The organism is Micromonospora sp. AKA38 (genome assembly GCF_027925725.1).
Classification (GTDB): Bacteria; Actinomycetota; Actinomycetes; order Mycobacteriales; family Micromonosporaceae; genus Micromonospora.
The window spans coordinates 165761-192256 of the sequence record NZ_BNEI01000004.1 but is presented as its reverse complement, the minus strand read 5'-3'; the positions used below and the strand labels follow the sequence as shown (position 1 = coordinate 192256).

The 26496-nt window shown below is 68.7% G+C and carries 17 protein-coding genes, 1 tRNA gene and 2 pseudogenes; 8 read left to right on the top strand and 12 right to left on the bottom strand.

Annotated elements, in window-relative coordinates:
- Nucleotides 1-29: 29 nt before the first annotated feature.
- Entirely contained in the window at nucleotides 30-1346 is a 1317-nt protein-coding gene (locus tag TPA0908_RS16435; RefSeq protein ID WP_281938886.1) for a hypothetical protein, read from the bottom strand.
- 527 nt (nucleotides 1347-1873) lie between these two features.
- Between TPA0908_RS16435 and TPA0908_RS16430 the strand changes: the two genes are divergently transcribed.
- Both TPA0908_RS16430 and TPA0908_RS16425 read left to right on the top strand, forming a co-directional pair.
- Nucleotides 1874-3880, top strand: a complete 2007-nt coding sequence (locus TPA0908_RS16430; protein ID WP_281939331.1) for a hypothetical protein — start codon at nucleotides 1874-1876, stop codon at nucleotides 3878-3880.
- A gap of 31 nt (nucleotides 3881-3911) precedes the next feature.
- Entirely contained in the window at nucleotides 3912-4307 is a 396-nt protein-coding gene (locus TPA0908_RS16425) for a hypothetical protein (RefSeq protein WP_281938884.1), read from the top strand.
- Nucleotides 4308-4519: 212 nt separating this feature from the next.
- Here the strand turns inward: TPA0908_RS16425 and TPA0908_RS16420 are convergent, their stop codons facing one another.
- From TPA0908_RS16420 to TPA0908_RS16405, 4 genes and pseudogenes are all read right to left on the bottom strand, one after another.
- Complete coding sequence (locus TPA0908_RS16420) at nucleotides 4520-6181, bottom strand: PLL family lectin (RefSeq protein ID WP_281938882.1); 1662 nt, start codon at nucleotides 6179-6181, stop codon at nucleotides 4520-4522.
- A 1275-nt stretch (nucleotides 6182-7456) separates the two neighbouring features.
- A pseudogene (locus TPA0908_RS16415) lies at nucleotides 7457-8134 on the bottom strand (hypothetical protein); the annotation flags it as partial.
- A 525-nt stretch (nucleotides 8135-8659) separates the two neighbouring features.
- A complete protein-coding gene (locus TPA0908_RS16410) occupies nucleotides 8660-11470 on the bottom strand; it encodes an AfsR/SARP family transcriptional regulator (RefSeq protein WP_281938880.1) in 2811 nt (936 codons plus the stop codon).
- A gap of 460 nt (nucleotides 11471-11930) precedes the next feature.
- Nucleotides 11931-12272 carry a transposase gene (locus TPA0908_RS16405; RefSeq protein WP_281939329.1) on the bottom strand — a complete coding sequence of 114 codons (342 nt, stop codon included), beginning with the start codon at nucleotides 12270-12272 and terminating at the stop codon, nucleotides 11931-11933.
- A 154-nt stretch (nucleotides 12273-12426) separates the two neighbouring features.
- Here TPA0908_RS16405 and TPA0908_RS16400 point away from each other — a divergent pair, with 154 nt between their 5' ends.
- The gene (locus TPA0908_RS16400; protein WP_281938878.1) at nucleotides 12427-12561 is read left to right on the top strand and encodes a hypothetical protein; all 135 of its coding nucleotides are present in this window, start codon (nucleotides 12427-12429) and stop codon (nucleotides 12559-12561) included.
- Between the two features lie 509 nt (nucleotides 12562-13070).
- Here TPA0908_RS16400 and TPA0908_RS16395 read toward each other — a convergent pair.
- Both TPA0908_RS16395 and TPA0908_RS16390 read right to left on the bottom strand, forming a co-directional pair.
- Nucleotides 13071-13313 carry a hypothetical protein gene (locus tag TPA0908_RS16395; RefSeq protein ID WP_281938876.1) on the bottom strand — a complete coding sequence of 81 codons (243 nt, stop codon included), beginning with the start codon at nucleotides 13311-13313 and terminating at the stop codon, nucleotides 13071-13073.
- An 855-nt stretch (nucleotides 13314-14168) separates the two neighbouring features.
- Nucleotides 14169-14309, bottom strand: coding sequence for a hypothetical protein (locus tag TPA0908_RS16390; protein ID WP_281938875.1), 141 nt, complete (start codon nucleotides 14307-14309; stop codon nucleotides 14169-14171).
- A 79-nt stretch (nucleotides 14310-14388) separates the two neighbouring features.
- Here TPA0908_RS16390 and TPA0908_RS16385 point away from each other — a divergent pair, with 79 nt between their 5' ends.
- Nucleotides 14389-14961, top strand: a complete 573-nt coding sequence (locus TPA0908_RS16385) for a hypothetical protein (protein ID WP_281938872.1) — start codon at nucleotides 14389-14391, stop codon at nucleotides 14959-14961.
- Nucleotides 14962-15294: 333 nt separating this feature from the next.
- Here the strand turns inward: TPA0908_RS16385 and TPA0908_RS16380 are convergent, their stop codons facing one another.
- Nucleotides 15295-15507 (bottom strand): hypothetical protein, encoded by a 213-nt coding sequence (locus tag TPA0908_RS16380; RefSeq protein ID WP_281938871.1) that lies wholly within the window; start codon nucleotides 15505-15507, stop codon nucleotides 15295-15297.
- Between the two features lie 61 nt (nucleotides 15508-15568).
- Between TPA0908_RS16380 and TPA0908_RS16375 the strand changes: the two genes are divergently transcribed.
- Nucleotides 15569-17155, top strand: a complete 1587-nt coding sequence (locus TPA0908_RS16375; RefSeq protein WP_281938869.1) for a VWD domain-containing protein — start codon at nucleotides 15569-15571, stop codon at nucleotides 17153-17155.
- A gap of 58 nt (nucleotides 17156-17213) precedes the next feature.
- Here TPA0908_RS16375 and TPA0908_RS16370 read toward each other — a convergent pair whose 3' ends face one another.
- On the bottom strand, nucleotides 17214-17936 hold the full coding sequence (locus TPA0908_RS16370) for an ABC transporter permease (protein ID WP_281939328.1): 723 nt from the start codon (nucleotides 17934-17936) through the stop codon (nucleotides 17214-17216).
- Nucleotides 17937-17959: 23 nt separating this feature from the next.
- Complete coding sequence (locus TPA0908_RS16365; protein ID WP_281938867.1) at nucleotides 17960-18901, bottom strand: ATP-binding cassette domain-containing protein; 942 nt, start codon at nucleotides 18899-18901, stop codon at nucleotides 17960-17962.
- A 726-nt stretch (nucleotides 18902-19627) separates the two neighbouring features.
- Here TPA0908_RS16365 and TPA0908_RS16360 point away from each other — a divergent pair.
- Nucleotides 19628-20875 carry a LysR family transcriptional regulator gene (locus TPA0908_RS16360; RefSeq protein WP_281938865.1) on the top strand — a complete coding sequence of 416 codons (1248 nt, stop codon included), beginning with the start codon at nucleotides 19628-19630 and terminating at the stop codon, nucleotides 20873-20875.
- Nucleotides 20876-21178: 303 nt separating this feature from the next.
- On the opposite strand, the gene TPA0908_RS16355 is transcribed toward TPA0908_RS16360, so the two are convergent.
- Entirely contained in the window at nucleotides 21179-23014 is a 1836-nt protein-coding gene (locus TPA0908_RS16355) for a hypothetical protein (protein ID WP_281938863.1), read from the bottom strand.
- Nucleotides 23015-23620: 606 nt separating this feature from the next.
- On the opposite strand from TPA0908_RS16355, the gene TPA0908_RS16350 reads away from it, so the two are divergent.
- Complete coding sequence (locus TPA0908_RS16350; RefSeq protein ID WP_281938861.1) at nucleotides 23621-23854, top strand: hypothetical protein; 234 nt, start codon at nucleotides 23621-23623, stop codon at nucleotides 23852-23854.
- A gap of 588 nt (nucleotides 23855-24442) precedes the next feature.
- Here TPA0908_RS16350 and TPA0908_RS16345 read toward each other — a convergent pair.
- Nucleotides 24443-24529: transfer RNA gene (locus tag TPA0908_RS16345), tRNA-Leu, on the bottom strand.
- Nucleotides 24530-24728: 199 nt separating this feature from the next.
- Between TPA0908_RS16345 and TPA0908_RS16340 the strand changes: the two are divergent.
- A pseudogene (locus TPA0908_RS16340) lies at nucleotides 24729-24902 on the top strand (hypothetical protein); the annotation flags it as partial.
- Between the last annotated feature and the right edge of the window lie 1594 nt (nucleotides 24903-26496).

Genomic DNA, 26496 nt, shown 5'->3' with positions numbered 1-26496 from the left:
CCCGATCAGCGGCAGATCCGGACGCACCACTACGGGTGTTCTCGATCAATCTCCTCTCTACTCCCACGTTGCCGCTGGGCCCGCTCGGCGATCTCATCGGAGAACCTGCCCATCATCGATCTGGCCCGGCCGAAAGCCTGCATACTGAAACGACCAGCGACACCGAAACCCTCCGCGCCAGTTTCCAGCACCTTGTCCTTCACCTCAGCTCCGGTGTCGAGAACCTTGGCGCCCACCTCGGACCCGGTTTCGACGACCTTGTCGCGCACTTCCACGGCCGCGTCGAGCCATCGCCGGGCGTCCCATGACCGGCGGTCGCGTTCGACGCCGAGCCGGCCGTTGAAATCGACGACGATGGTCGCGACGTGATTGGTTGACCGCACCACGGCGCGTGACGAGTTCGGATTGAGCAGCACCTTCGCGTTGGCAGTGCCGGCGGCCGTGTCCATCCGGGCCATCAGGCGCTCGGTGGTACGGGAGATGAGCTCAAGGCGCTTCTGCCGGGCGATCCGGATGGCGACGCGGTGCTCCTCCAACTCTTCTGCGGACGCGTCCAGCACGCGATCGAGTTCGAGCACGGCGACCGCGTCCTGGAGTTGGAAGCAGCGGGCCAGAACCGCGAGCCACTCCTGCACCTTGATCTCGGCTTCCTTCGACGTCGCGGCCAGGTCACCGACGTTGGTCGTCTCCAGTTTCTCGGCGATGGCGTCGAGCTGCCGCAACGCGTACGCCTGGGTCCGGGCCAGCGGCACCGGGGTGGCCTGCACCTTCGACCAGGTGACCTCAGAGACCCTGCCCACCTGCTCCCGGATCGTCAGAGCCTCGTCGATGACGAGCTCCACCCCGATCATGTCAGCCATCACCGCGTCGGTCTGAGCGCGGAGCACGGCATCGACCTTCGCGTCGATCACGGCGAGATAGTCGGTGATCTCGTCCATGCTCTGTTTCATCGCGAGTTGCGCCATGAGACCAGCGGCACCGGTCAGGATCGCCGGGTTGGTCAGCATCGCGCTCGGGGTTCGCACGATCTCGAGCAGGCCGGTGATCCTGCCGTGGTCGGTCAGCACGGCACGGCTGAGACCATTCTCCGAGCCGCTCATCAGGGTGTACTTCTTCATCGCCTGGGCGGACTCCGCGGACAGCTGGACCCAGCGACCGGACTGCTCGGAGATCTCGGCCCCGGCTTTGGCGATCTTGGACCCGGTACCGAGGGCGCTGCTGAGCCGTTTCAGCCCCAGGTCTTTCGACGGCAGCCGCTCTTGGGTGAGGAAACGATCGACAGCCGCCGGATGCCCGATGATCGCCAACCCATCGCCGTCACTGATCAGCTGGATCTCGTTCTCCAACGTCTTGCTCCTTGGAAGTGGGGCACGCATCGGCCCCACGCTATGTCGGCTTCATCAGCCTCACCATGGCCCGCTCGTCTCGTTGATCTCGGAATCGGAGGATGTTGTGCGGCGTGGGTCGGCGGACGTAGTCCGCAGGCGAAGGCAGGGCTGGTAACGACGGACCGCAGGCCATGCGCGAGTATTGGCGTGCAGGCGCAACGACGATCCGTAAACAACGGGGACATCACAAGCGCCGGCATCCACTGACCAGGCCTGAGCCAGCTTGGCGACCACCGGGGAGGCCCGTCACGGCGTTACGTAGTGCCGGCAAGGCGACCACAGCGCAAGCCGGGATGTATTCAACGGCGCCACCGGCCAACCGGCGGAAATTGCTGACCGTCGGCCCGGCACCCTACCGCCGTACGCGCGCCGGTCGACTGGCCGCCGGACCGGCGCCCGTCCGCGACCGTGCGGACGGCCGGAAAGGCGTTTCTCCGACTGGCGTTCGCTCCGTAGGATCTCCGGCGATCAAGGGGGATGAAACGGTGGGCGATTTCCAGCAGTTCGTGGCGGATGTGAGTTCGCGTCTGTCCGCCATGTCCAGGGGCGAGTTGTACGTCGTCGGCGACGGCCTCGACCGGGACTCACTCTGGCTCACCTTTCTCGAGTCCTTCCCCGCCGGCACCAATCTGCGGTTCCGTGAGCGATCCGAGTACGACTGCTCGACCTGCCGCGGTTTCATCAAGCACTTCGGCAACGTCGTCGAGATCCACGACGGGCGGGTCCGTACGGTCTGGTCCGGGGTGTCGGCGTCAGACCCGGTCTTCTCCGTCGTCGCCGCCGCTCTGGACGAGTTCGTTCTTTCGCTGCCGTTGTCCACCATCTTCCGGTCCACTCAGGCGCAGTACGGGACGAAGACCACCCGAACGCTGCGCGACGGTCAGGTCGAGGTGTGGCATCACCTGCACGGCCGGGTGGAGAAGCGGCATCGCGTCGAGGACGTCGGCGCGGCACAGGGCGACTTCGCCGCAGCGGTGCAGGTTTTCCAGCGCGGCCTGGCCGAGTTGACCCGGGACGCTCTGGACACCGTCGTCGACCTCATCGACGACAACGCCCTCTATCGGGGCGCGGAGCATCGTCGGGCGGTGGTCGAGTTCCGCTCGCTGCAGAACCGGTTGGCCCAGGCGACCGGCCGACGTGCCTTCGTCTTCGCCAACGCCATGAACCCGGCGGCCCGGTTCCGCAACACGGTGATCGGCACCCTCGTCCAGGATCTCTGCGCGGGCGTTGACCTGGAGCAGGCGGTCCGGTCGTTCGAGGCGAAGGTGGCGCCGCAGAATTACCAGCGCCCCTCGGCGTTGATCACCCCGAGCATGGTCAAGGCCGCCATGAAGACCATTGCCGAGCTGGGCATCGAGGAGTCGTTGCAGCGACGGTTCGCCCGGCTGTCCGACGTGTCGGTCACCAACGTGCTGTGGGTCGACAACGACACCCAGGCACGGATGAAGGACGGCATCGAAGGGCTGCTCATGCAGGCGGCCACCACCCGGTCGTCAGGTGCGCTCCGCGACGCGAAGCCGGAGGAGATTCCCGTGGTCTCCTTCATGAAGGACGTCCTGCCCGGCGCCGCCACCATCGACCTGTGGATCGCCAACTCCTACGAGCCGCACCTCGTCAGCCTCACCACCGGCCGGCATCCGGCTGCTCCGCGGTTGTTCAAGTGGGACAACGATTTCGGCTGGTCGTACGGCGGCAACGTCACCGACTCGATCAAGGAGAGGGTCAAGCGGGCCGGCGGCAACGTCACCGGCAAGCTGCGGGTGAGCCTGTCCTGGTTCAACCACGACGACCTGGACCTGCACGTGTACGAGCCCAACGGCGACCACATCTGGTATCAGGAGAAGCGCAACAAGCTGGACGTCGACATGAACGCCAGCGCTCCGCTCTCCCGCGAGCCGGTGGAGAACGTCACCTGGACCGGCCATGTCCCCGACGGTGAGTACCGGATCGAGGTGAACCAGTACCGCAAGCGGGACAGCACCCAGGTCGGCTTCGTGATCGAGACCGAGAGCAACGGGAAGATCGAGCATTACCGCCACGAGCGCGCGGTCGGCCACAAGGTAACCGTCGAGGTGGGCCGGATGAGGGTCGTCGGCGGGGTGATCACCGCTTTCCAGCCGGGTAGGGACGTGCAGCCGGGCAGTGCGGCCAAGGAGTTGTGGGGCATCACCACCCAACAGTTCGTGCCGGTCTCCACCATCATGTACTCGCCGAACTACTTTGACGACAACGAGGTCGGCAACCGGCACTACTTCTTCATCCTCAAGGGGTGCGTGAACGACCAGCCGACGCGGGGGATCTACAACGAGTTCCTCCGCAGCGACCTGCAACCGCACCGCAAGGTGTTCGAGGTGCTCGGCGACCGCACCAAGTGCGAGCCGACCCCGGATCAGCTTTCCGGCCTCGGTTTCAGCTCCACGATCCGCAACTCTGTGGTCGCCAAGGTGACCATGACCAGCGGCCTGCGCCGCCTTGTCAGCATCCAGTTCTGATTCCGTACTCAAGCATTCCAGAGAGGCCACCGTGACCATCTTCGAAAAGGCCACCCGGGAGAAGTTCCGCTATCCGTCGGCCAAGGGCCTACTGACCACGGAGCAGTTGTGGGAGCTTCCGTTGACCGCCAAGTCCGGCTTCAGCCTCGACGATGTGGCCAAGGCGGTCAACGCCGAGCTCAAGGCCGTCGACACCGAATCGTTCGTGGCCACCGAGGCCAATCCGGCCAAGGTAACCCTGGAGACCAAGCTGGAGGTCGTCAAGCACGTCATCGCCGTCCGCCAGGCGGAGGACCGGGCGGCGAAGGCGGCGGCGACCAAGAAGCTGGAGAAGGAGAAGCTGCTGGCGGTCCTGGGCCGCAAGCAGGACGCGGCCCTGGAAAACCTGACCGAGGCAGAGCTGCTGGCCCGAATCAACAACCTGTAGCCCGGGATGATCCACCGCGGAAACACGCCGCGATCGCCACGCCATGCCGTAAGCCGAGACCATCGTGCCCTCCTCCGAGCGGAAGCTGCCGAAGCAGGCTGAGAGGCGTCCGGCCATCCGGGATGCCGGTCGGTGGACGCCGCCGGGCGGGGCAGGATGTCGTCCGTGCTGCCGGTGGAGCGCGGCAGCACGGACGCCTTTTCGATCAGTCGTTACGGTTTGGCTGCCGGGGTCCCGGCAGTGGTGGTCAGGTCCTGGGTGATCCAGGCCGCGCCGATACGAGGCAGGTAGGTCTCCTGGACATGACCACCCGTGGCGTTGATGGTGAAGACGCTGGTGTAGCCATCATGTGTCACCGTGACCGGCCGACCCGCCATCAGCGGAGTGCCCGGGTCGGCGGTCAGGTCCTGTGCCACCCACGCCGTGCCGAGACCAGACAGGAAGGTCTCCTGCAGCCGGCCACCGGTCGTGGCGGCGAACACGCTGACGTAACCGTCATGCACGACCGCTGACGTTGCCGGCTTCACCGCGCTGCCCGGCAGCGACTGGGTCACCCATGCGGCGCCCATCCGAGCAAGGTAGGTCTCCTGCAACTGCCCAGCCGCGGTGACGGTGAACACGCTGACATAGCCGTCATGCGTCACCACCGACGGTGCCTGCGCGACCGCCGCCACGCCGAGGTCCTGCGACACCCAGGCAACGCCGATACTCGCCAGGAAGGTCTCCTGGACCCGGCCGCCGGTCGTCACCGCGAACACACTGACATAACCGTCGTGCGTCACCACCGACGTGTACGGCGCCACCACCCCACCCGGCAACGGCTGGGTCACCCACGCCGCGCCCAGACGGGACAGGTACGTCTCCTGGATCTGCCCGGCCGAGGTAACCGTGAACACGCTGACGAAACCGTCGTGGACACTGACCGACGGCGTCTGCCCCACCGCGACCGCACCCAAATCCTGCGTCACCCACGCACCACCGACACGAGCCAGGAACGTCTCCTGCAAACGCCCGTTCGAGGCATTGACCGTGAACACACTCGTGTACCCGTCATGCACCACCGCGATCGGCTGACCCGCCACCGACGGCGTACCCGCCACCACCGACAGATCCTGCGTCACCCACGCACCACCAAGCCGCGCCAGGAACGACTCCTGCAAATGCCCGTCCGCCGCGTTCACCGTGAACACACTCGTATAACCCTCATGAACCACCGCCTGACCCGCCGACACACCACCACTCGACTGCGAGGGCCAGAACTTATCGACGATCAACTGCGCATCGTGGACCTCTCGCGCGTACGCGTCCGGGAACGCAGAGACTTGAACACGTTGGCAAATGGCCCCGATGTCACCGGTCATCCAGCTATTGCTAGGAAACTTCCTCACCATAGCGTCCAGGAATGCGTTGGTGGCGTAGATCGGATCGATGAGCTGGGCCGGTGTTCCCCAACCCTGGGACGGGCGCTGCTGAAAAAGGCCGAGGCTGTCGTAGTCGACCGCCTGTGTGTAATTGTGCAGGGTGCTTTCGGTGATAGCTGTCGTTGCAGCGATAACCGCGGCACGCTTGTCCATGCCGCGGCCGACGACGACCTCGGTGATCGTGCGCGCGCACGAAATGTTGTAAGCGTCGACCGCGCTTCGCAGCCGTGATCCATTCATGAATGGACGGACCTGATCCGCGATGGCAGCGTCTTCCGCCGTCGGGCCACCCGCGCGGCACGGCGCATACGGGATAGCGGCGAACGCCTCCACCGGAACCGGCCTCGCCGGAGACGGCTCCTGCTTGGCGGCGGCGTCCGCCGGAACTGTCAGGAACATTGAGACGGTAATCATTGCGCTGGCCAACGTGAGGCTTCGAAGAAACTTAGTCATGGACGACTCCTAGGTGGAGAAACGACAGCGCGCGGGTGCGCCGTCTGTCCCCGAGGGGCGGACTAAAGGGTGCGTTGAACAACGGGGCCCCATCGTGGGGCACCTCGCCAGGCTTGATCCGGCGCCGGCGGTCAGTGGCCGCGCCGGGTCGGTGGACGCCGCCGGGCGGGGCAGGATGTCGTCCGTGCTGCCGGTGGAGCGCGGCAGCACGGACGCCTTTTCGATCAGTCGTTACGGTTTGGCTGCCGGGGTCCCGGCAGTGGTGGTCAGGTCCTGGGTGATCCAGGCCGCGCCGATACGAGGCAGGTAGGTCTCCTGGACATGACCACCCGTGGCGTTGATGGTGAAGACGCTGGTGTAGCCATCATGTGTCACCGTGACCGGCCGACCCGCCATCAGCGGAGTGCCCGGGTCGGCGGTCAGGTCCTGTGCCACCCACGCCGTGCCGAGACCAGACAGGAAGGTCTCCTGCAGCCGGCCACCGGTCGTGGCGGCGAACACGCTGACGTAACCGTCATGCACGACCGCTGACGTTGCCGGCTTCACCGCGCTGCCCGGCAGCGACTGGGTCACCCATGCGGCGCCCATCCGAGCAAGGTAGGTCTCCTGCAACTGCCCAGCCGCGGTGACGGTGAACACGCTGACATAGCCGTCATGCGTCACCACCGACGGTGCCTGCGCGACCGCCGCCACGCCGAGGTCCTGCGACACCCAGGCAACGCCGATACTCGCCAGGAAGGTCTCCTGGACCCGGCCGCCGGTCGTCACCGCGAACACACTGACATAACCGTCGTGCGTCACCACCGACGTGTACGGCGCCACCACCCCACCCGGCAACGGCTGGGTCACCCACGCCGCGCCCAGACGGGACAGGTACGTCTCCTGGATCTGCCCGGCCGAGGTAACCGTGAACACGCTGACGAAACCGTCGTGGACACTGACCGACGGCGTCTGCCCCACCGCGACCGCACCCAAATCCTGCGTCACCCACGCACCACCGACACGAGCCAGGAACGTCTCCTGCAAACGCCCGTTCGAGGCATTGACCGTGAACACACTCGTGTACCCGTCATGCACCACCGCGATCGGCTGACCCGCCACCGACGGCGTACCCGCCACCACCGACAGATCCTGCGTCACCCACGCACCACCAAGCCGCGCCAGGAACGACTCCTGCAAATGCCCGTCCGCCGCGTTCACCGTGAACACACTCGTATAACCCTCATGAACCACCGCCTGACCCGCCGGCACACCACCACTCGAGCCGCGGTTCAGCCACTGGTCGACCGTCTCGCCGCGTAGGACGCTGAGTAGAGCCTGCTTGTTGTCGTAGCTTTCGACCTTGTCTCGATCCTCACTTAGGTGAATATGCCATAGATGGGATGAGTCGGATGACGCTGCGCGATGGTAGCGGAAATCCCAGCCCTCGACGGTCGTGTCATTGTCGGTTTGGCCGAAGAACTCTTTCCACCCGTTCAGGCGCGGATCATCGGCGTTCTGCCCGGAAGCCAGCAGGCGGTTGGAGAACCGGGCGATGTTGCTGTAGTTCGATGCTGCTGCCGTAATTCCTGCAGGAAGCTTCTTGTCGGCGTTTGGATCGGCCTGCAGGGAACTCAAGGCCAGGCTTTGAGCCTCCGGAAACGTCCAGTCATAGGCAGCGGCCTTGTCCGATGGGCCGCCTTTGTCCTCGGCGTCCCGGACGGAGTAGTTGTCTGAGCTGTTTGCCGCTCGGGTGTTGTGGTACCCGGGCTTGTCGGCGTAGATGCCGCCGTTCTGCGAGCCGGGCTGAAGCTTGAGCAACTCCTCCATCAACCACCAAGAGGCCGAGGTGATTCGCGACGGGTTCGGGTTTGCAGCTGCACTTGCAGGGGATGCAACGACAACACCTGCGAGAAGTGCTGCCGAGGCAACGGTGGCAGCACAGAAAAAGCTCTTGGTTTTGCCGGACGTCAGGACCGATTTGAACGTTGCGCTTGGCGCTCTGAAAAGAGATCTGAGCACGTTGGACCGTCTCACTGCCTCTCCTTCGAATTCTAGCTCTGCCGCCCTGAACCGGGCCGTGGCCGCCATGCCCGAGGGCGGGTCAGCCCACGAAGCGGATATTGTCTTGCGTCGATCAAATTCTGATATATGTGCGGTATGCTGCCTCCCGGGGCGCCGCGGGGACCAGGCCGGCGCGATCGGATTCGTTGGGGCACGCGCCGAGTTCGCAGCGGTCGCCGGGGCGGCGAAGATCAGCGACGTCGCGACTCCACCCAGGACGAGAGCGGTGGCCCGGAGCCGGCGATGAGGACTGGTGAGATCCATCGATTCTCCCTGATGTCGGACCGGCAACGCCGGTGACTGGGAGAAGAATCGCGGGCCGTACATGAACGTTTCTTGATTCGGCCCTGACCGGCCGCCGGGCCGGTGGGCGCGCCGGGCGGGGTAATCGAGGCGTTGGCAGCTGGGGGCGCCCAGGGCGAAATCGCCGCCAACTCAGTGGACCTGGTGCTCCTGGGTCGTCGGACCACTCCCGGTACGGAGCATCGCGAGGCGCAGGTCCATGAGCTTGCGCCTGACGTCGGCGGCCTCGGCGTAGCCGAGGTCCACCAGGATCTTCAGAGCCTGCAACCATGCCACAGAGGCAGCCTCATGGTCGTTTGTCGCATGCCGGACGTCGCCCAGATCGACGAGCACCCGCGCATTGTTGTACCGGTCGACGCCGCGTTGAAGCAGCGCCAAGGATTCCTCGTACGAGCGGCGTGCGTCGTCAAAGCGTCCGAGCTGGTGCTGGGCGTACCCGATGGTGTGCCAGGTGGCCGCCTGGCTGTTCGGATCTTCGACGGCGGAGGACAAGGACAACGCCCGCAAGCCGTGTTCGATAGCGGAATCCGGGCGGCCCATGAGGGTCAACGTCCACGCCATGCTGCCCCAAGCTGCCGCCTCACCCGACGTGTTGCCGGCCGCGCGGTACAGATCGGCGGCGAGACGGCCCTCGCGGAGGGCCGCGGGATAGGCTCCCTCGCGTGTCAGCACACTGGCAAGCGTGCCGTGGATGTTCGCCTCAGCGCTCCGGTCCTCCAGCTCAGCCTGAAGGCGGACGGCCCGCTCGAGGTTGATCCGCGCCTCGGCCGACTTTCCGATACGGCTCAGCCCCATCGCGGTACACAGTAAGACCAACGCTTCACCAGCGCGATCGCCGTGTCGTACTGCCGCATCGAGGGCGGCCTTCATCGCATCCTGATGGTCCTGCCAATAGCCCCCACGGATCAGGAACGTGGAGAGCGACCAGCCCAGCAACCACACATGCCGGAACGCGCCGGACTCCGCCGCGCGTCGTAGCGTGCTCATCAGCACGCGATGTTCGGCCGCGAACCAGGCCATCGCGCCGGCATGATCGAGAATTTCCGCGACTTGGGTGCCGGGCGAAGGTTCGCCCAATGCTCGTGGCAGCTGGTAAGGGCTCATCGCTATTCGTGCCGCGCAGCTCGTGTGCAGGTAGTGGTCGAACAGTCGCCGCTCGGCCAGGTGCTGCTCGGCCGCGCTCTCCTCGGTGCCGGCCAGTTCGACCGCGTAGGCCTGGAGCAGGTCGTGCAGCTTGTAGCGCCCGGGCCGATGTTCCGAGAGCAACTGGGCGGTAGTCAGTTCGCGGATGAAAACTCGGACCGCCGGCACGGGGACTGCCAGCAAGCTTGCCATGGCGTTGGCGGTGATGTCTTCGCCGGGATGAACGCCCAGGAGCCGGAACAACCGCGCGGCCGGGGCGCTCAAGATCCGATAGGACCAGGACAGCACGCTACGCGCGTCGGTGGCCGGGTCGTCGCTGGCGAAGGCGTCGAGGGCGTTGCCGGTCTCACGCAGCTCGGCGGCCATGACGGCCAACGGCACGTCCGGTCGCATCGCCATCCGGCTGCCCAGTACCGCCAAGGCCAAGGACAGTCCGGCACAGCGCGCGATCATCTCGGTCAGCAGTTGCGGTTCCTGGGCGCCCCGGGCGGCCCCGATCCGGTCCACGACCAGGCTGCGTGCCTCGCCATCATCGAGCAGATCCAGGCATACCAACTGGGCACCGTATGTCACCACCAGCCCCGCCAATGGGTTACGGCTGGTGATCAGGGTGACGCAGGACGGCGCTCCCGGCAGCAACGGCCGGACCTGTTCGGCGTCGCGGGCATTATCCAGTACGACCAGAGTTCGCCGGCCGCTCATCAAGCTCCGGTACATTGCGGCGCGGTCGTCCAGCCCGGCGGGGATGCGTCCCGCCAGCGTGCCGAGAGCTTCCAGAAAGCCACGTAGAACCGTCGCGGGGTCGGCGATCGTGCTGTCCGCGCTGAACCCGTGCAGGTCGACGTAGAGCTGGCCGTCCGGGAAGCGGTCGGCGTTCTGACGGGCCCAGTGCACGGCCAAGGTTGTTTTGCCGACGCCGGCGGTGCCGTGGATCGTGGCGATCATCGTGGCGGTGGGCTGGTTCTCCGCCTCCGCGAACAGAGCCGCTAGACGGGACAGGTGTGACTCCCGTCCCACGAAGTGCGTAAGACCAGTCGGGATCTGGGCCACTGCCTCCGGCTTGGGGTCGGTCGACGGCAATTCACCGCGGAGGATCGCTTGATGTACTTGCTGGAGCTCCGGACCGGGCTCCATGCCGAGTTCCTCGGCGAAGACGCGCCGGATGGCTGTATAGCGGTCCAGTGCTGCCGAATCGCGTCCGGCGGCGTGCATCGCCCGCATCAGCAGCGCGAGAGTCGACTCGTTGAAGGGATGCTGCCGGCACAGATCCTCCAACGGTCCCACTGCCTCGGCCCCCTGGCCCAGGTCGATCGAGGTCCGTGCCCAGCCCGCCACCGCTCCGCACCGTTCCATCTGCCAGGCGTCGCGTGTCTGTGTCGCCCATTCGCCGGCCACTCCCGCAAGCGGCTCTCCGCGCCACAGGTCGATAGCTTCCCGCAACAGCCGCGCCCGGTCGGGTTGACTGGTGCGCGCCGCGGCCGCCTCGCCGACCCGCGAGCGGAACAGCAGTAGGTCCACATCTCGAGCGTCCAGGTCCAGCACGTAGCCGGCCGGCTGTTTGAGCAGTTGCGGCCGCCGGCCAGGCGAGCCGGTGGGCAGCCGGGCGAATACGCTACGGAGCCGGGTGACATAGGTGTGCAGGACGTTGCGGACCTGGGCCGGACGTTTGTCGCCCCAGACACGGTCGGTCAGGACATCTGGGCTGATCGGTCGCCCGGCATCGACGAGGAGCGCGGCGAGAACCGCACGTTGCTTCATCGGGCCGATGTCAACCCGCTGGTCTGCCTCCCACAGTTCCACCGGCCCCAGCAGACGAAATTGCATGATCCCCCGATGCGCCTACTCGTTGCTGGTCGCCCCCACCTTCGCAACACTGCCCGCCCGGCGCTGCTGGGACAACGGCATTGACAGGAAAGTATCAATGAGTTATCGCAATATCCAGGGCGCGATCCCAGGGCCTTCGCAAGGTCGAGATTTGACCGTTTTAGGTGAGTCCAAGGAGTCGTGGGGATCGTTACGGATCTTGGCCGTTTAGGCGTAAGGCTGGTGCGATCGAGGTGACGCCGTCCAGGCGGAGAAGGTCGACCGCGGCGTTGCGCAGGGTGGCCAAGTCCGAGAAGAACGCCGGCAAGCTCCGAAAGGCACTCGATCCCTACCTGACTTTCGCCTCCAAGGTCGACCGTGCCGGCGCGAACGGGCGGATTGCCTGCCGCAGCGCGGCAGCACCGAGCCGGTCGAGCCCAGGGTCCCGGCAAAGTCATCAGGTGATGCCGAACAGTGCCAGCGGGCGGGTGCTGTCGCGGGCGTGATGCCGGTTGGCGGCGGCGATGTTGGTGACTCCGGTCAGGCGCAGGGCGCCGATCGCGGTGTTGCGTAGGACGGCCATGACCTCGGGTCCGGTGCCGGTGCGGATCTGGCTTCGGTCCTCGTCGTAGGTGACATCGCGAACCCAGTGGACCTTGTTCTCGATCGACCAGTGGTCGCGGATCCACGCCGCCAGTTGTGCCGGTTTCGCCTGGTGGACGCGCAGGTCGGTGATCGCGTAGACGGTCTCGGTGGTGAACCGTTTCGGCTGGTCCAGGCGGCGCCTGCGGCGGCGGATCTGGATGGCTTGAGCGGCATGCGGGAAGCCGATGCCGGTAGAGAACCCCGATGCTCAGGAACACCGCCATGAGGACCCACAACCCCGCATGCGATGTCGCTCGTGTCCGGCGGCCCTCCGTCGCGGCGGGCTGCGGTGCGGGTTCGGTCGAGCGGTGCGCGAGGAACAGGCCGCACCCGACGACGACCAGGAAGGCGGCGACGACCAGTCCCGCTCCGGGCGCGACGACCGTCGCCGCGGCCACGACGAACACCGGTCCGATCACGAAAACCGCTTCTTCGATGAGTGACTCGACGGCCAGGGCCGTGTCCAGCCGCCGGTCGTGGCGCAGCAACGCCGTCCACCGAGCGCGGGCGAACGCGCCGATCTGCGGCACCGACACCCCAACCGCGGCGCCCAACCCGACGAGCGCCCAGACAGGAGCGCGCAGGTACGCGGCCACGACCAGACCTGCCATCGTCGTGATGGCGGCGATCGCCTAAGGTGCCAGCACGCGGCGTTGCCCGAGCCGGTCAGCGAGCCGGCTGATCTGTGGCGCCAGCAGACCCTGCGACAGCGAGATCGCGCCGGCGACTGCACCCGCCACGGTGTACGAGCCACTGAGCCCGGTGATCATGACCACGGCGCCGAGGCCCACCATCGCCTGCGGCGCCCACGACACTGAACGACGAGCCCGGCACCGCCCACACCTGCCGGTAGGACGCCCACCACGACCCGGAGCCGGCATCGCTCACCACCGTCGCCGCCCCGAGCAACACAACCCCACGCCAGGAGGGTACGGCAGGGATCCGGGCACTCTCAGCTCGTGCCGCGGAAGCCCCGTGTCCCGAACGGGCCGAGCGGGATCCGGTCGTCCAACACCGCACCGCCCGTCGGCCGCGCGACGAGGTCACCCTCGACGATTCCGCCTGCGAGCCCGGACACCGTGGCCACCACCTCCGCGGAGGTCGGGTTCACCAGCCGCAGCACCGCGCCGGCGCCGTCCTCGGCAAGCTCGCGGGCGGACACCTGCGAGGACTGGCTCGGCGTCGGCCGAAACATTTACGCCTCCTACGACGCGCTCGGTGACGCAGGCGGTCCAACCTGGCAGCCCGACGACGACACCAGCCGGAAGACCTGCGCATCCAGGCTCGCCGTCCGCGATACCCCGAAGAAGTCATCCTGTTCACGGACTGCCGGGTGTCGGAGGCGCACCCGGGAGGGCATGCCGACAACGGTCGTACAGCTTGCCCGAGACCCATTCGCTCCAAGCCGCAAGGTCCGAATCGTCAGCCGGAGCCCCCGAGGAGCACATGTCATCGGAGGACGGCCACGCGCCCCAGGGCGGCACGTTCTCGGGCAACATGAGAATCAGACGACGGTCCGGTCCCACTTCTCCCCGCCTTCCTGAATGACGAGCTGAGCGCAGTCCGGTGGCAATGGCTGCACGCCACCTCGGGAGCGGCTCACCTTGGAGCTCGCTGAACGGCGAGCACACCACCACCGCCGACTGGCCGATCCGCATGTCCGCCGCCGTCTTGATGTGGCACGGACATGGTGAGCACCGGCCGGCCGAGGTTGTTGCCGGTCGGCACTGTGCATCGGCAGATCGGCGAGCAGGTCCAGGGACGTGAACGGGCGAGCGCTTGAGTGCCATCAGACCCGGTTGGGGCCGACAGCAACCGGAACGATGGTGAGCGGTATGTGCGTCGGAGCATCCCAAACCACTCACATTTGAGCCTTCCGGCCTGACCTTGCAGCTCAGAACGGGTACGGCGGACCCGAAGATCGATAAGAGCTGGTGACGGGGCGGACGCCGGCCCAGCCGCGACCCCCGATGTAGGGCGGACGGAAGTAGGCGCGCGCGTTCGCCGCGACCAGCTCGGTGGCCGCGCCAGCCGGCGCGGCGCACCACAGCTAGAGGAACTCGTCCTGGTGGTGGCCGTCGAGCCAGACGGTGGTGAGCGACTTCTTCCCCCGGACGAACCAGGTCGGGGTGCCGTGGCTGAGCCGCTCGCTGACCTCGCGCAGCGCCAGGCAGGCCCGCCGGATGCGCATCGATCCAACGTACGACAAGGGGACGTGGGTCGATAGCGCGCGTGTCCTACCTTGCAGGATGGATTGTCTGGAGGTGCGCATGCCGCAACCGAGGCGGGCCGTGCCGCTGCTGACCCTGGCGGCGGTCCTGACCGTGGTCCGCACCCTGCTGACCGAGGAAAGCCGCCCCGATCCGCGCGCGTTCCGACGCTACGAGCCACCGGGAGAGCTGAGCCGCGCCGAACGCGACTACCTGGACTGGGCGCAGGGTCACATCGCGTGGGTCGTGCGCACGGCCCGTGTCCGGGCGATCCGGCACCGGAGCCTAGCGTTCACCTCCGGGCTGTCAGCGCTGGCGGTCCCATTGGCGCTCGCGGTCGCGGCACCGACCTGGGTGCCGGCGGTGCTCGGGTTCGTGGCCGCCGCCGGGCAGCTCGGGCAGCAGCTTCTGCGGGACTGGGAGCAGTCGCTGCTCGGGCATCAGGAGGCGGTCCGGCTGCAGAAGACGCTGCGCGTGTTCCACAGCGAGTCGGACGGGCCGCTTCCCGCCCCCGAGTTGACGCGACGGTTCCGTGCCTTCCGCGACGCGTTCGAGGCGACCAAGGAGGAGTACGGCGGTCAGATCCTCGCCGTCCGCGGCCAGGAGCCACCGCCGGTGACCGCCGCGCCGTGAGGCCGTGGACACATCGGCCGCGGTGAGTTCATGGTCACCGCGCATCGATGCTCCACGAGGAGGACGCCGCGCCCGGCAACCAGGGTCCGCACGTTCGACGCAGTGCTGGACATCGGCCGGCGCTCGATCCGCTGGCCCGGACGGAGGGCCGACTCGTCCTGCCCCGCGTGCCGGCGCGGATGCTCGTCGACCGCGTGCGCGTGTACCGGTGACCGGCAGTCAGGCGACCGCGCCCGGCGCGATCACCAGAGTGCACACTTCCCGCCTGTCACAACACCGTCATTACGCGTATCCAGGCGCCCATCAATGGTTGCCTTTTCGCGTCCGGTGACGTCACTGCCGGCTGGCGAAGGGATCGGCGATGGGGCTTTTCGCGCGAACACGCGGGGCGACCCGCAGGTTGACCTGCGTATCGACGCTGGCGTTGCTGGTCGCGGTGGGCGGTTCCGCCGCCACTGCGTACGCGGCGCCCTCCGCCACGAACCTCAGGGCGTGGCAGGCGGAGATCACGAACGTCCCGCACCCGACGGCGAAGGGCTGCTTCACCGCCGGCTACCCCCGACTGAACTGGCAGAAGTCCGAATGCGTCGCCGCACCGGCGATCCCCATGACCCCGAGGCGCAGCATCCGCCCGCTGGTGGTGGGCAACGGCAACGACATCTCCGCCCAGGCGCCGAGTGGATTCATCTCCGAGTCGTCCGGCACGTTCGAGAACATCGTGAACGTGACGAGCGAGAGCTCGCCCATCGCCAACGCCGGGCCGCCCGTCGCCGACGCCTACACCCTCCAGATCAACACCGACTTCTTCACCAGCACGGCCTGTGCCGGATCACCCAACCTCGGGTGCCGGGGCTGGGAGCAGTTCGTCTACGCCAACAACGGCTCCAGCGGCCAGGTGTTCATCCAGTACTGGCTGCTGCAGTACAACGCGGCCTGCCCGGCCGGCGGCTGGACCCAGTTCTCGTTCACCGGCGACCCGGACATCTACTGCTACCGCAACAGCCCTGGCGCGACCGCCGTACCCAATCAGCCGATCACCAACCTGGGCGCGCTGCGGCTCACCGGCACGGTCAGCGCGACCAGTGACAGCGCCACCCTGTTCGTCGGCTCGACCGCATACACCGCGGCGGGCTCCAACTCGGTCAACGCGGCGGCCGGCTGGACCACGTCGGAGTTCAACGTGTTCGGCTACGGCGGCAACAGCGACGGCGGAGGCGCGGCCACCTTCAACGCCGGCGCGTCGCTCAACGTCCGCACGAGAATCACCTACGGGGGCACGGCGGCGCCCATCTGCGCGGCCCAGGGCTTCACCGGCGAGACCAACAACCTCAACTTCGGCTCACCCGCGCCGGCCGCCACCGCGCCCGGCCCGGCGGTCGTCTTCGTGGAGAACACCGCCGGCGGCGCGGCGACCAACTGCGCGGCGGCCTCCGTCATCGGCGACACCCACCAGCACACGTTCGCCGGCCTGCTGTACGACTTCCAGGCCTCCGGCGACTTCGTCGAGGCGCAGGCCGGCAGCGGCTTCGAGGTGCAGACCCGCAAGGCGTCCGGCGCACCGGCCTGGCCCAACGCCTCGGTCGACCGCTCGGTCGCCGCGCGGATGGGCAGCACCAAGGTGGCCCTGTGCGACGGCAAGAGCCTCGTGGTGGACGGCCGGACCAGGGACCTTCCGTCCGACGGCGCCCTGCATCTGCCCTCCGGCGTGGACATCCACCGGATCGGCAACATCTACGTGGTGACGGACGCCAGCGGCAACAGCATCCGGGTGACGGTCAACAGCGGCTACATCGACGTGTCCATCGGCCTCGGTACCTATCCGACCCCGGTGGTCGGCCTGCTCGGCAACCCTGACGGCGACCCCAAGCGCCTCGCCGCCAAGGACGGCACGCAGTTCGCCATCCCGCTCAGCTTCGACGACCTCTACCAGCGCTTCGGCGCCAGTTGGCGGGTCACCCCGACCCGGACCCTGCTGGCATCCTGCGGCGCGGTCGCCTCGGGCAACCCGTCCGCGCCCTTCTTCGCCCGCGACCTCAACGAGGACCTCCGCAAGCGGGCGGAGGCCACCTGCCTGCAGTACCGGGTCCGCCAGGAGTGGCTCGACGCCTGCACGCTGGACGTCGCGGTGGTCGGCGGCCGGGCCGCCCTGACGTACGTCGGCCTGGTCCCGCCGGTCGTCAACGGCAACCGGTAGCGGCGACGCCGGGGGCTGCCCGCAGGTCGCGGGCCGGCCCCCGGCGGGGCTGTCGTTCCTATGCGCGCTTCATGAAGCTGGAGCGCGCCCACAGGTAGCCGACGATCGCGATCGCCACGCACCAGGAGACGGCGATCGCCGCGTCGGTGGTGTCGGGCGAGCTGTCGAGCAGCCCGCGGATGGTTTCGATGATCGGTGTGAAGGGTTGGTACTCGGCGAACTGCCGCAGGCCCGGGCCCATCTTGTCGGCCGGCACGATGGCGCTGCTGAAGAACGGCAGCATGACCAGTGGGACGGCGGCCATACCCGCCGTCTCCGGCGACTTCGCGAACAGGCCCAGCGCGACGGTGAACCAGCCGGCCGCGATCGCCAGCAGCAGCGCGACGCCACCCACCGCGAGCCAGTCGGTCACGTTCGCCGTCGGGTCGAAGCCCAGCAGAAGGGCCACCGCGACGAGCGCCGCGATGGCGATCATGTTGGTCAGCACGCTGGCGACGACGTGGCCGGTCAGCACCGCACCGCGGGACACGTCCATAGCCTTGAACCGGTTGATGATGCCCTTGGTCATGTCGGAGTTCACCGCCGTCGCGGTACCGCCCAGCCCGTAGCAGACCGCCAGCAGGATCAGGCCAGGCGTCGCGTAGTCGATGTAGTCGACGCCGACGTCGAAGGCGCCGCCGAACATGTAGACGAACATCAGCATGATGATGATCGGCATCAGGACGGCGTTGAACACCGACGTCGGGTTACGGATCAGGTGTTTGACGTTGCGACGCAGCATGACCAGCGAATGCGACGGGGCACTCACCTCGCGTCCACCTCCGTGGTGTGGCCCGTGAGGGCGAGGAAGACCTCGTCGAGGTCCGGGGTGTGCACCGAGCACTCCTCGGCGCTGAGGGAGTGCTCGTCGAGCCGGTCCAGAAGTGCCCGCAGCGATTTCGTGCCGCCGTCGGCGGGTACCCGCAGGGCCAGCGCGTCGTCGTCGCGGGTCGCCCCGGGAAAGACCCACGTGGCGGCGTCGAGTTCGGCTACGGTGGCGAACCGCAGTCTTACGTAGGTGCCGGGGATGAGGCGTTTGAGCTCCTCCGGGGTGCCCTGAGCGACCAGGCGGCCCCGGTCGAGCACCGCCACGTGGTCGGCCAACTGGTCGGCCTCCTCCAGGTACTGCGTGGTGAGGAAGACGGTCACGCCGGCGGCGACCAGGTCGCGCACGATCGACCACATGGTGCGACGGCTGCGCGGGTCCAGCCCGGTCGTCGGCTCGTCGAGGAAAATGATCTTCGGGTTGCCGACCAGCGTCATCGCCAGATCGAGCTTGCGGCGCATGCCCCCCGAATAGGTGGAGGCCAGCTTGTCCGCCGCCGCGGTCAGCTCGAAACGGTCCAGCAGGTCCGTGACGATCCGCTCGCCGTCACCGACGACGCTCCGGTCGAGGTCCACCATCAGCCGGAGGTTCTCCCGGCCCGTCAGCAGGTCGTCGACGGCCGCGAACTGGCCGGTGACGCCGATGGCCGCGCGGACCGCCTTGGCGTCGGTGGCCAGGTCGTGGCCGGCCACCCGAACCGTGCCGGCGTCGGCGCCGGCCAGGGTGGTCAGCACGTTCACCGTCGTCGTCTTACCCGCACCGTTGGGTCCGAGCAGGGAGAACACCGTTCCCGCCTGGACCTCGAAGTCGACGCCGTCGAGGACGACTTTGTCCTTGTACGCCTTGCGCAGGCCCGAGACCGATATCGCCGGGAGTGTCACGGGATCACCTCTGAGAGGGCCGCAGCACCGTCGCGCACCGCGACGGCAGCAGGAGGTTTGGCAAACACAGCAGGGAACTCCTTGAACATTGAGGTGAGTGGAACGGGACGGCGGTGGTGATCGTCCGGAGGACCCCGGTCTCCGGCGGAGCCGACGTACTTTCGCTGGTCGACCGGACCTTTCATAACAAACCTCTCCTCGGTGGCACGCCGCGGCCGTCCGTACCGTCGGGTACGGGTCGGATAAGGCGGTTACGGCAGGGCGAGTTCGTAGCGGACGCTGCGCCCGACCGGGTGAAAGCCCAGGTGCCGACGCAGGGCGAGCGTGCCGAGGTCACCGTCGGCGGTTCGGGTCTCAATCTCCTCGACATGCGGGTGGATGTCGCACACAGTCGCTGGATCAGCGCGGCGTTGACCCAGACGCCCAGCCGCCATCCGCGATGCCCGACCAGCACGACCGGTCCGTACTGGCGGGCGCGGCGCCGCAGCGGCGAGCCCGTCGTCGCCAGCGCGTACGCGACCACGCCGCCGTCCGTCTTCGCGGCGCTTACCACCGCCTCACCGGGGTGGCTCGGGCGTCGCAGCAGGTGCTCGACCCCGGCCACGCCGCGCAGGTCGCCGGTCCAGTGGCGCAGCCGGTACCTGGGATGCTCGACGTCGACCAACTCTCCCAGCCAGGCGCGGTGGACATCGCAGCACGGGAGCAGGTCACGGCCCCAGGATCCGAGTGCAGGTCCAGCCCGAGGCCGGCCGCCCGCACCGCCACCGACGACTCGTCGTCGAACGGCAGGACCGGACGCAGGTCGACGACCCCGGCCACCACACCGGAGGGCGTCACCGCACGCCAGCGGGAGATCCCGGGACGGCCCGGCTCCGCCACGACGTCGATCAGGCGTTCGCTCATGCGTCCACCATCGTCCGGCCGCCCCCGCCGAACAACGCCGAAGATCGCACCGCCGCATTAGCCACCGGTAATCGATCGGAAGCGGGTGCCGCGACGGCCCGTGCCGCAGGTCACGCTCGCGCAACCGGAGACGGTCGCGCACCTACACTGCCGAACCGGGGCCGCGATGATCGAAGGTGGGGCCGGCTGGTGGAACTGCGTGACATCGAGATCTTCCTGACGCTGACCGAAGAGCTTCACTTCGGTCGCACGGCCGAGCGCCTGCACGTGTCCCAGTCACGGGTCAGCCAATCGATCAAACAGCAGGAACGCCGGATCGGTGGCGGACTGTTCGAGCGCACGAGCCGCGCCGTCCGACTCACGCCGCTCGGGGAGCGGCTACGCGACCGCCTCCGCGCCGGCTACGGCGAGATCCTCGCGGGTATCGAGGAGGCCACCGCAACCGCCCGCGGCCAGACCGGCACGCTGACGGTCGGCACGATGGCCACCCACTACCAGTCGATCGAGGCGATCCTCGACCTGTTCCGACAGCGGCACCCGCAGAGTGAGCTGCGCCTACGCGAAATCCTACCGATTGACCCGCTCGGACCACTGCGGTCCGGCGCGGTCGACATCGGGATCCTCTGGCTACCCGTCCGCGAGCCCGACCTCACGGTCGGGCCGGTCGTGCACCGCGAGGAACTGGTCCTGGCGGTCGCCGCCGGCCACCCGTTGGCCGAACGGGGCCGGGCCGAACTGGAGGATCTCGGCGACCATCCGGTCGTCTACCCCGAAGGACCCATCCCGGACTACATCTGGGAGGCGCACACCCCGTCCACCACACCTACCGGCCGACCCGTCCGGCGCGGACTGGGCATCCTCACGCTGGAGGAAGCCTTCCGGGCGATCGCCGGCGGCAGTATCGTGTCACCGGTCGGATCGGATGTGGCGTCCACCCGGCAGCGGGACGACATCGTCTTCCTGCCCATCACCGACGCACCGGTGATGCGCTACGCGCCGGTGTGGCGTACCAGCGGGAACACCCCGCTGGTACGCGCGTTCGTCCAGGCCGCCGCCGAGGCAGCTCGGTAGACTGTCCGCACGCCTGTTCCTCCCGCGGCCGGGACGCCCTGTCGCGCGGCTCCGGAAGCGACGCGCAGACCGGCGGTCGCCCGTCCCGAGGGATTTCCAGCGGACCTAGCACCCGGAACTGCATGCCATCACCACAACCATGATTCCCACATGTCCAGTGCCGGAGAGGACCCCGACCCGCCTCGCCGCCACGAAGTCGACACCAGCCGCTCAGGGCAGGCAGCGTCAACCCTGCGTGGCGGCCTCGTGGTGGCTGTAGGTAGCACACTTGGTCACACGTCCGCGGTGGTGTCGATCCAGGAGTCAGATGAGACCGAGAAGCTTCGCTAGGTCGTGGGCCTTGTTGCCGCCCAGTTCGAGACGCCTGATGTCGAGCTGGAACACGTCGGTGACGACGGCGTGCAGCAGGTTGACGAACTGCTGGTAGTCGGGCTGCGTGAACACCGCCGGGTTCACCAGGTCAGCGGGCACGTGGTACGGCCGTACGATCTGCGGCGCGGCGCCCTCGAACTGGCCGATCTTGTCCTTGACCGAGACCTTCTTGGTCGTCTCGCCATCCCCTCCGGTGGTCGGGCCTCCGGTCGTCGCGGCCTGGGTCAGGGCCGGGTGACCCACCCCGAACTCGAAGCTGTACACGGTTGCCGAACGCCCGTCGCCGAGCTGGCCGGTGGCCTTGTCCGCGCTGAAATCGATCTGCGTGCCGTTGGCCAGCGTCATCGTGAACGTGTCCCGGTTCGACACGACCGTCAACGCCGGGACGACGTCCTCCTGCTTCAGGCGGTTGATCACGGGCTTGACGTGGTCCAGCGCGTGCAGCATCGTACGGCCCACCGCGTTGTCGGCCGAGTCGTCCGTGAGGAGCCGCCGCAGCAGCGCCTGACCGGTCGCGGTCGTCAGTGCGGTGGTCTTCAACTGGCACTGCGCCGCCAGGCGCAGTCGTCGGCCCTCGCCGTCCTGGTGCGTCTTGCCCTTGAGCGCGAACAGGTAGGTGCCCCCGGCGTCGCTGCTGCGGTGCCGTCGGCGCAGCACGATCCGGTTGGCCAGCAGAACGTACGGGTTGGGCAGGTCGAAGTAGGTGTCCTCGTACACCTTCTGCTCACCGGTCATTTTGAGGATGGCCAGCCGCTTCTGCATCTCGCCGTCGTCGTGCAGCTTGTTCATGGCGACGATGACCTGGTCGAGGTCGCCCTCGCGGGCGAGCCTGTACTCCGCCTCGCACTCCAGGGTGGTCATCATCTCCTTGCCGCCCTGCAGGATCTCCTGGAAGGTGTTGAACACCGGGCGGCTGGTGTTGAGCTTCTCGCTCATGTTCCAGGACGTGTTGCGCCGGTTCTCGGTGCCGGCCAGTTCCAGCAGGCTGTACGGGACCAGCCGCAGCTTGCCGGAGCCCCCCTTCTGATCCAGCCCGCCGCTCTCGTGGCGTACCCCGTTGACCTGGACCTTCTGCTGGTCGGCCACGCCGAGCCACTGCGCACGCAGGCCCAGCTCGCGGTACCGCTGAATGATCGTGTGAGCGGTCACCGGGCCACTCGGATTGATCTTGAGAATCGTGGCCAACTGCTGCAGCGTGTACTCGACCCGGATCTCCCAGTGGTTGTAGTCCCACGTCGGCTCGATCACCACCACCAATAGCTGCCGCTCGCCCGGCTTCTTCGTGTCCGCGGTCGGCGTCTCCAGGTAGATCGGGACCAGGTCGTGAGGCTGAGCCATGTACCGCGGGTTGCCCGTCACGCTGAAGTGCAGCTTCAGGCCCTCGTTCGACAGCAGCGCCGGCGACTCGATCTCCAGGTGCGCGGTGCCTTCCCACTTTCGGTACGACTTCTCGATCGCGATCGCCGGGCCTTGCTGACCGAAAGCCTCCTGCTGCCCCCGCGCCCAGGTCTCGATCATGAACAGCGGCGTCTTAAACACCTGCCGGTCCAACGCCGAGATCAGGTCATCGCCGCAGACCCGATTCTCGCTGTCGGTCGGCCGGGTCGGCTCCACCTTCGGCCGCGGCAGCGCCTTGATCGTCACCGTCTGGTCGTAGCGCAACTGCCCGGCCGTACGCTCTGCCTGCACTGCCCACACTCCTCTTGCCGGCCCCGCTGTGACCTCCACTGCGGGCATTGACCAGAGCGTAGGTGAACGGCCGAACACATCCTGTCACCATTGCGACCCCGAGCGAGGAAGGAACGCCCAGCTTGTCAGGAGGCGGCGTAACGCGTCCGGCACCTCGACGACCTCGGCCGCGCTGGGCTTGTCGATCGTGACGGGCGTACCGACGCTGGCCTCCGCCTTCGCACCGCATCGCACGGACGATCACCGCGATGGCCGATGCCCAACCCCTGGGTCGTCCGCTCGCTAAGGGCACAGCAGCCCAAGCGATCATCACCGAGTGCGACGCGAAGTTGGAGGCTACCGCGCCGCCGTCGAAGCCGGCACCGACCCGGCGGTGGTCACCGGCTGGGAGCCGGGCGTCGGTGCGCACGGTGGACGCCTCGACGCCGCCGGCGGCCGCGGCGCTCGCCGCCGGGGTGACGCGGATCCACGTCGAGTCTCCGTCCGAGCTGCGCCGCCTCGGCGCCGTGGCGGCCGCCGTCGGGACGCCGGCACCCGTCCTGCTGCGGGTGAACCTGCCGCTGGACGCGCCCGGCGCGAGCCTGGTGATGGGCGGGCGCCCCAGCCCGTTCGGGATGGCACCGGCCGAGGCGGTGGCTGCGGCCCACCGCCCACCGCCCACCGGCCGGGGTCGACGTGCACGGCGTGCACGTCCACCTGGCCAGCGGGGTGGACGCCCCGCTCGCCGCCGCGCTGGCCGAGGCCGTGGTCCGCTGGTCGGTCGCTGCCGCTACCACCGGCACGTACTCGGTGAACGTCGGTGCGGTGGACGTCCGACCCTGCCTCGACGAGGTCGGCCGGCGAGATGCCCATCCGCGCCAGCAGCAACCGCGCGGCATCCAACTCCGCCCGACCCACGGTGGTGTCGCTCATTCCTGACCACCGCTCAACGCCTCGCCTCGACGTGCGCCGCGACGACCATCGTATCCAGTGCGGCGGGTGGGTGCACCACGAGCAGCCCGTCAGCAGGGCTGGCGGCCAGGAACACCCGGTCGCGGGCGGTCAGCCCGCACCAGTGCCGGACGGCCGCCGGCAGATGAAGATGGCCTTCACCGCTGACGACGAAGACGCCCTGTCGGTCCAGCCGGACGACGATGACTCCGGAGCCCTCGCGGATGTGCAGGTGTGTGCCCCGGCGCCCAGCCGAGGGCCCGGATGACCACGCGGTCGGCGACTCTGCCGCTGTTGTCGATCGCAGCCAGGCCGTACACCATCGCGCCGGCGCTCGGCGACGGCAACACCGGCAGCGGCAACGGGGGACGGCGAGGCGCTCCACCACGCGGGCGACGAGAAGCCTGTCCCCGGTCGGCCAGCATCACCGGCGGGATGACGGGAGCCACAGAACGATCAGCCACGACGATCACCCCCGATCGAGACAGGGTCATCGAGGGATTTGCTGCGCTGGGAGTTACGTGGTCAAGCGCGCTTGACCACCAGTACGCGAAACACAGCATGGATGCTGCAATTTGGTGTCCGAGGGGGGACTTGAACCCCCACGCCCTATACGGGCACTAGCACCTCAAGCTAGCGCGTCTGCCATTCCGCCACCCGGACCTGCTCGCTCAGCCTACCTGGTCGGCCGCGGTGACGTTCACACCGGTTCGGCCGGCCCCGAGGGCCGCACGGGGCATTACTGTACACGGGTCGAAACGATCATGCACATCACCTCCGACGCCGCACGTCTTCGCAGGTCAACGCCGCCCACGGTCGGGCGGGTAGCGCGGAACCGGCGATTCCGGGCAGCATTGCTCACGTGTCCCACCCCTCCCCGCTGACCGCCGCGCAGCACCAGGCCCTCGCGCTCCGCGCCGCGGGAGATCTGACCGGCGCCCGTCGCCTGCTCGACGACGCGATCGCCGCGGCCCGGCCGGCGTACGGCGAGGACCACCAGGACGTGCTGGCCACCGGCCATCTGCTGGCCCGACTGCACCGGGAGGCCGACGACCCGGCCGCTGCCCGTCGCGTCCTCGAAGAGGCGTACGCCGCTGGTGAGCGCCGTCGCGGCGACGCCGACCCGCTGATGCTCGCGCTCAGCTTCGACCTCGCGGGGGTCGCGGAGGAGCTGGGCAACCGGCACGAGGCCCGCCGCAACTACGGCCGCGTCGCCACCGCCGGGCCCGCCGTGCTCGGTCCGGATCACCCCGCGGTACGCGCGGCGCGCCACTACCTCGGCGGCTCCGCCGCCGCTCCCGCCGGTTCCGGTCCACCCCCCGGCGGCTCCGCCGCCGCTGCCGGCGGGCACCCCGATCCGGCGCTGGCCGGGCCCACCGTGTCGCTGCCGGCGGTCGCGCCGGCGCAGCCGTCCCGGGCCGCCCCGCCGTCCTCGACCGTCCCCGTACCGCCTGGTGTCACGCCCGTGCCCGGCGCCGAATGGGCACCGCAACCGGCCCCTCAGTTCCGGGCACCGCAACCGGCCCCGGAGTTCCGGGCACCCGAAGCCACGTCCGGCGCCGGAGCGCATCTTGTTCCACCCCCGCCCCCGTCGCCCCGGTCCGCCCCGGGGTCGGCCCCGCTGCCGCCGCCGGTGGTCCCGTCCCCGCTCCCGCGCACCGGGGCTGACCGGCCGGCAAGCCCCTGGGCGCCCCCGCCACCCCGACCGGGCCTCTCGGCCACGCCAGCTCCGCCGGAAACGGGCCCGGAGACCGCGCCCTCTCCGCCCGACGCCGATGGCCCGCCGGCCCCACCGAGCCACGGAGCGCCGCCGATCCCGACGCCCCGCGGGGCGCCACCGATCCCCGCGGCGCTTGGGGCTCCACCGATCCCGACGACCCACGGCGCACCGCCGGTCCCGACGCCCCGTGGGGCGCCACCGATCCCGCCGCCCCACGGGACACCGCCGATCCCGGCGGGCCACGGGGCTCCACCGATCCCGGCGGGCCACGGGACTCCACCGATCCCCGCGGGCCACGGCGCTCCGGCGATCCCGGCGAGCCATCGGGTGACGCCGGTACCGCCCGCTCCCGGCGTGACGCCGGTACCGTCCCGGGCACCGGTCGCCCCGCTTCCGCCTCCCGATCCGGCGGCGTCGACCACCGGCGCTGCCGCACCACCACCGCCGCCGGTCATCCCCCCGCCTCGCCGGCCGTCGCCCCGCTCCCCCTTGGCGAGCACCGGCGCACTTCCGGATGCCTCCGTCCCGCCGCCGGCGCCCGCCACGGAGGCTGATGCGACACCGACCTCTCCGTCCACCCTGGCACGCGTCACCGGGGAGGAACGCGAGGCCGGCACACCCGTACCGCCGACGCCACGGGTCCCGGAGCCCGGGTCCGGGTCGCCAGCCCTCGACACCACGTCGGCGGGGACACCCGCTACGCCGTCGTCGACCGCCGCGCCGGCACGCCGGCCCGACGAGCCGGCCGGGGCGACGGCGGACGGACCCGGATCCGAGCCGGTGACGCCCGGCCCGGGCTGGGACAAGCCGACCGTTCAGGTGCGGCAGATCGGCCCGTTGCTGCGCGAGGAGGCGGAGCGGCAGGCCGCCGCCATGCCCTCGGCCGATGCCGTCCCGACGAGTGGGCAGC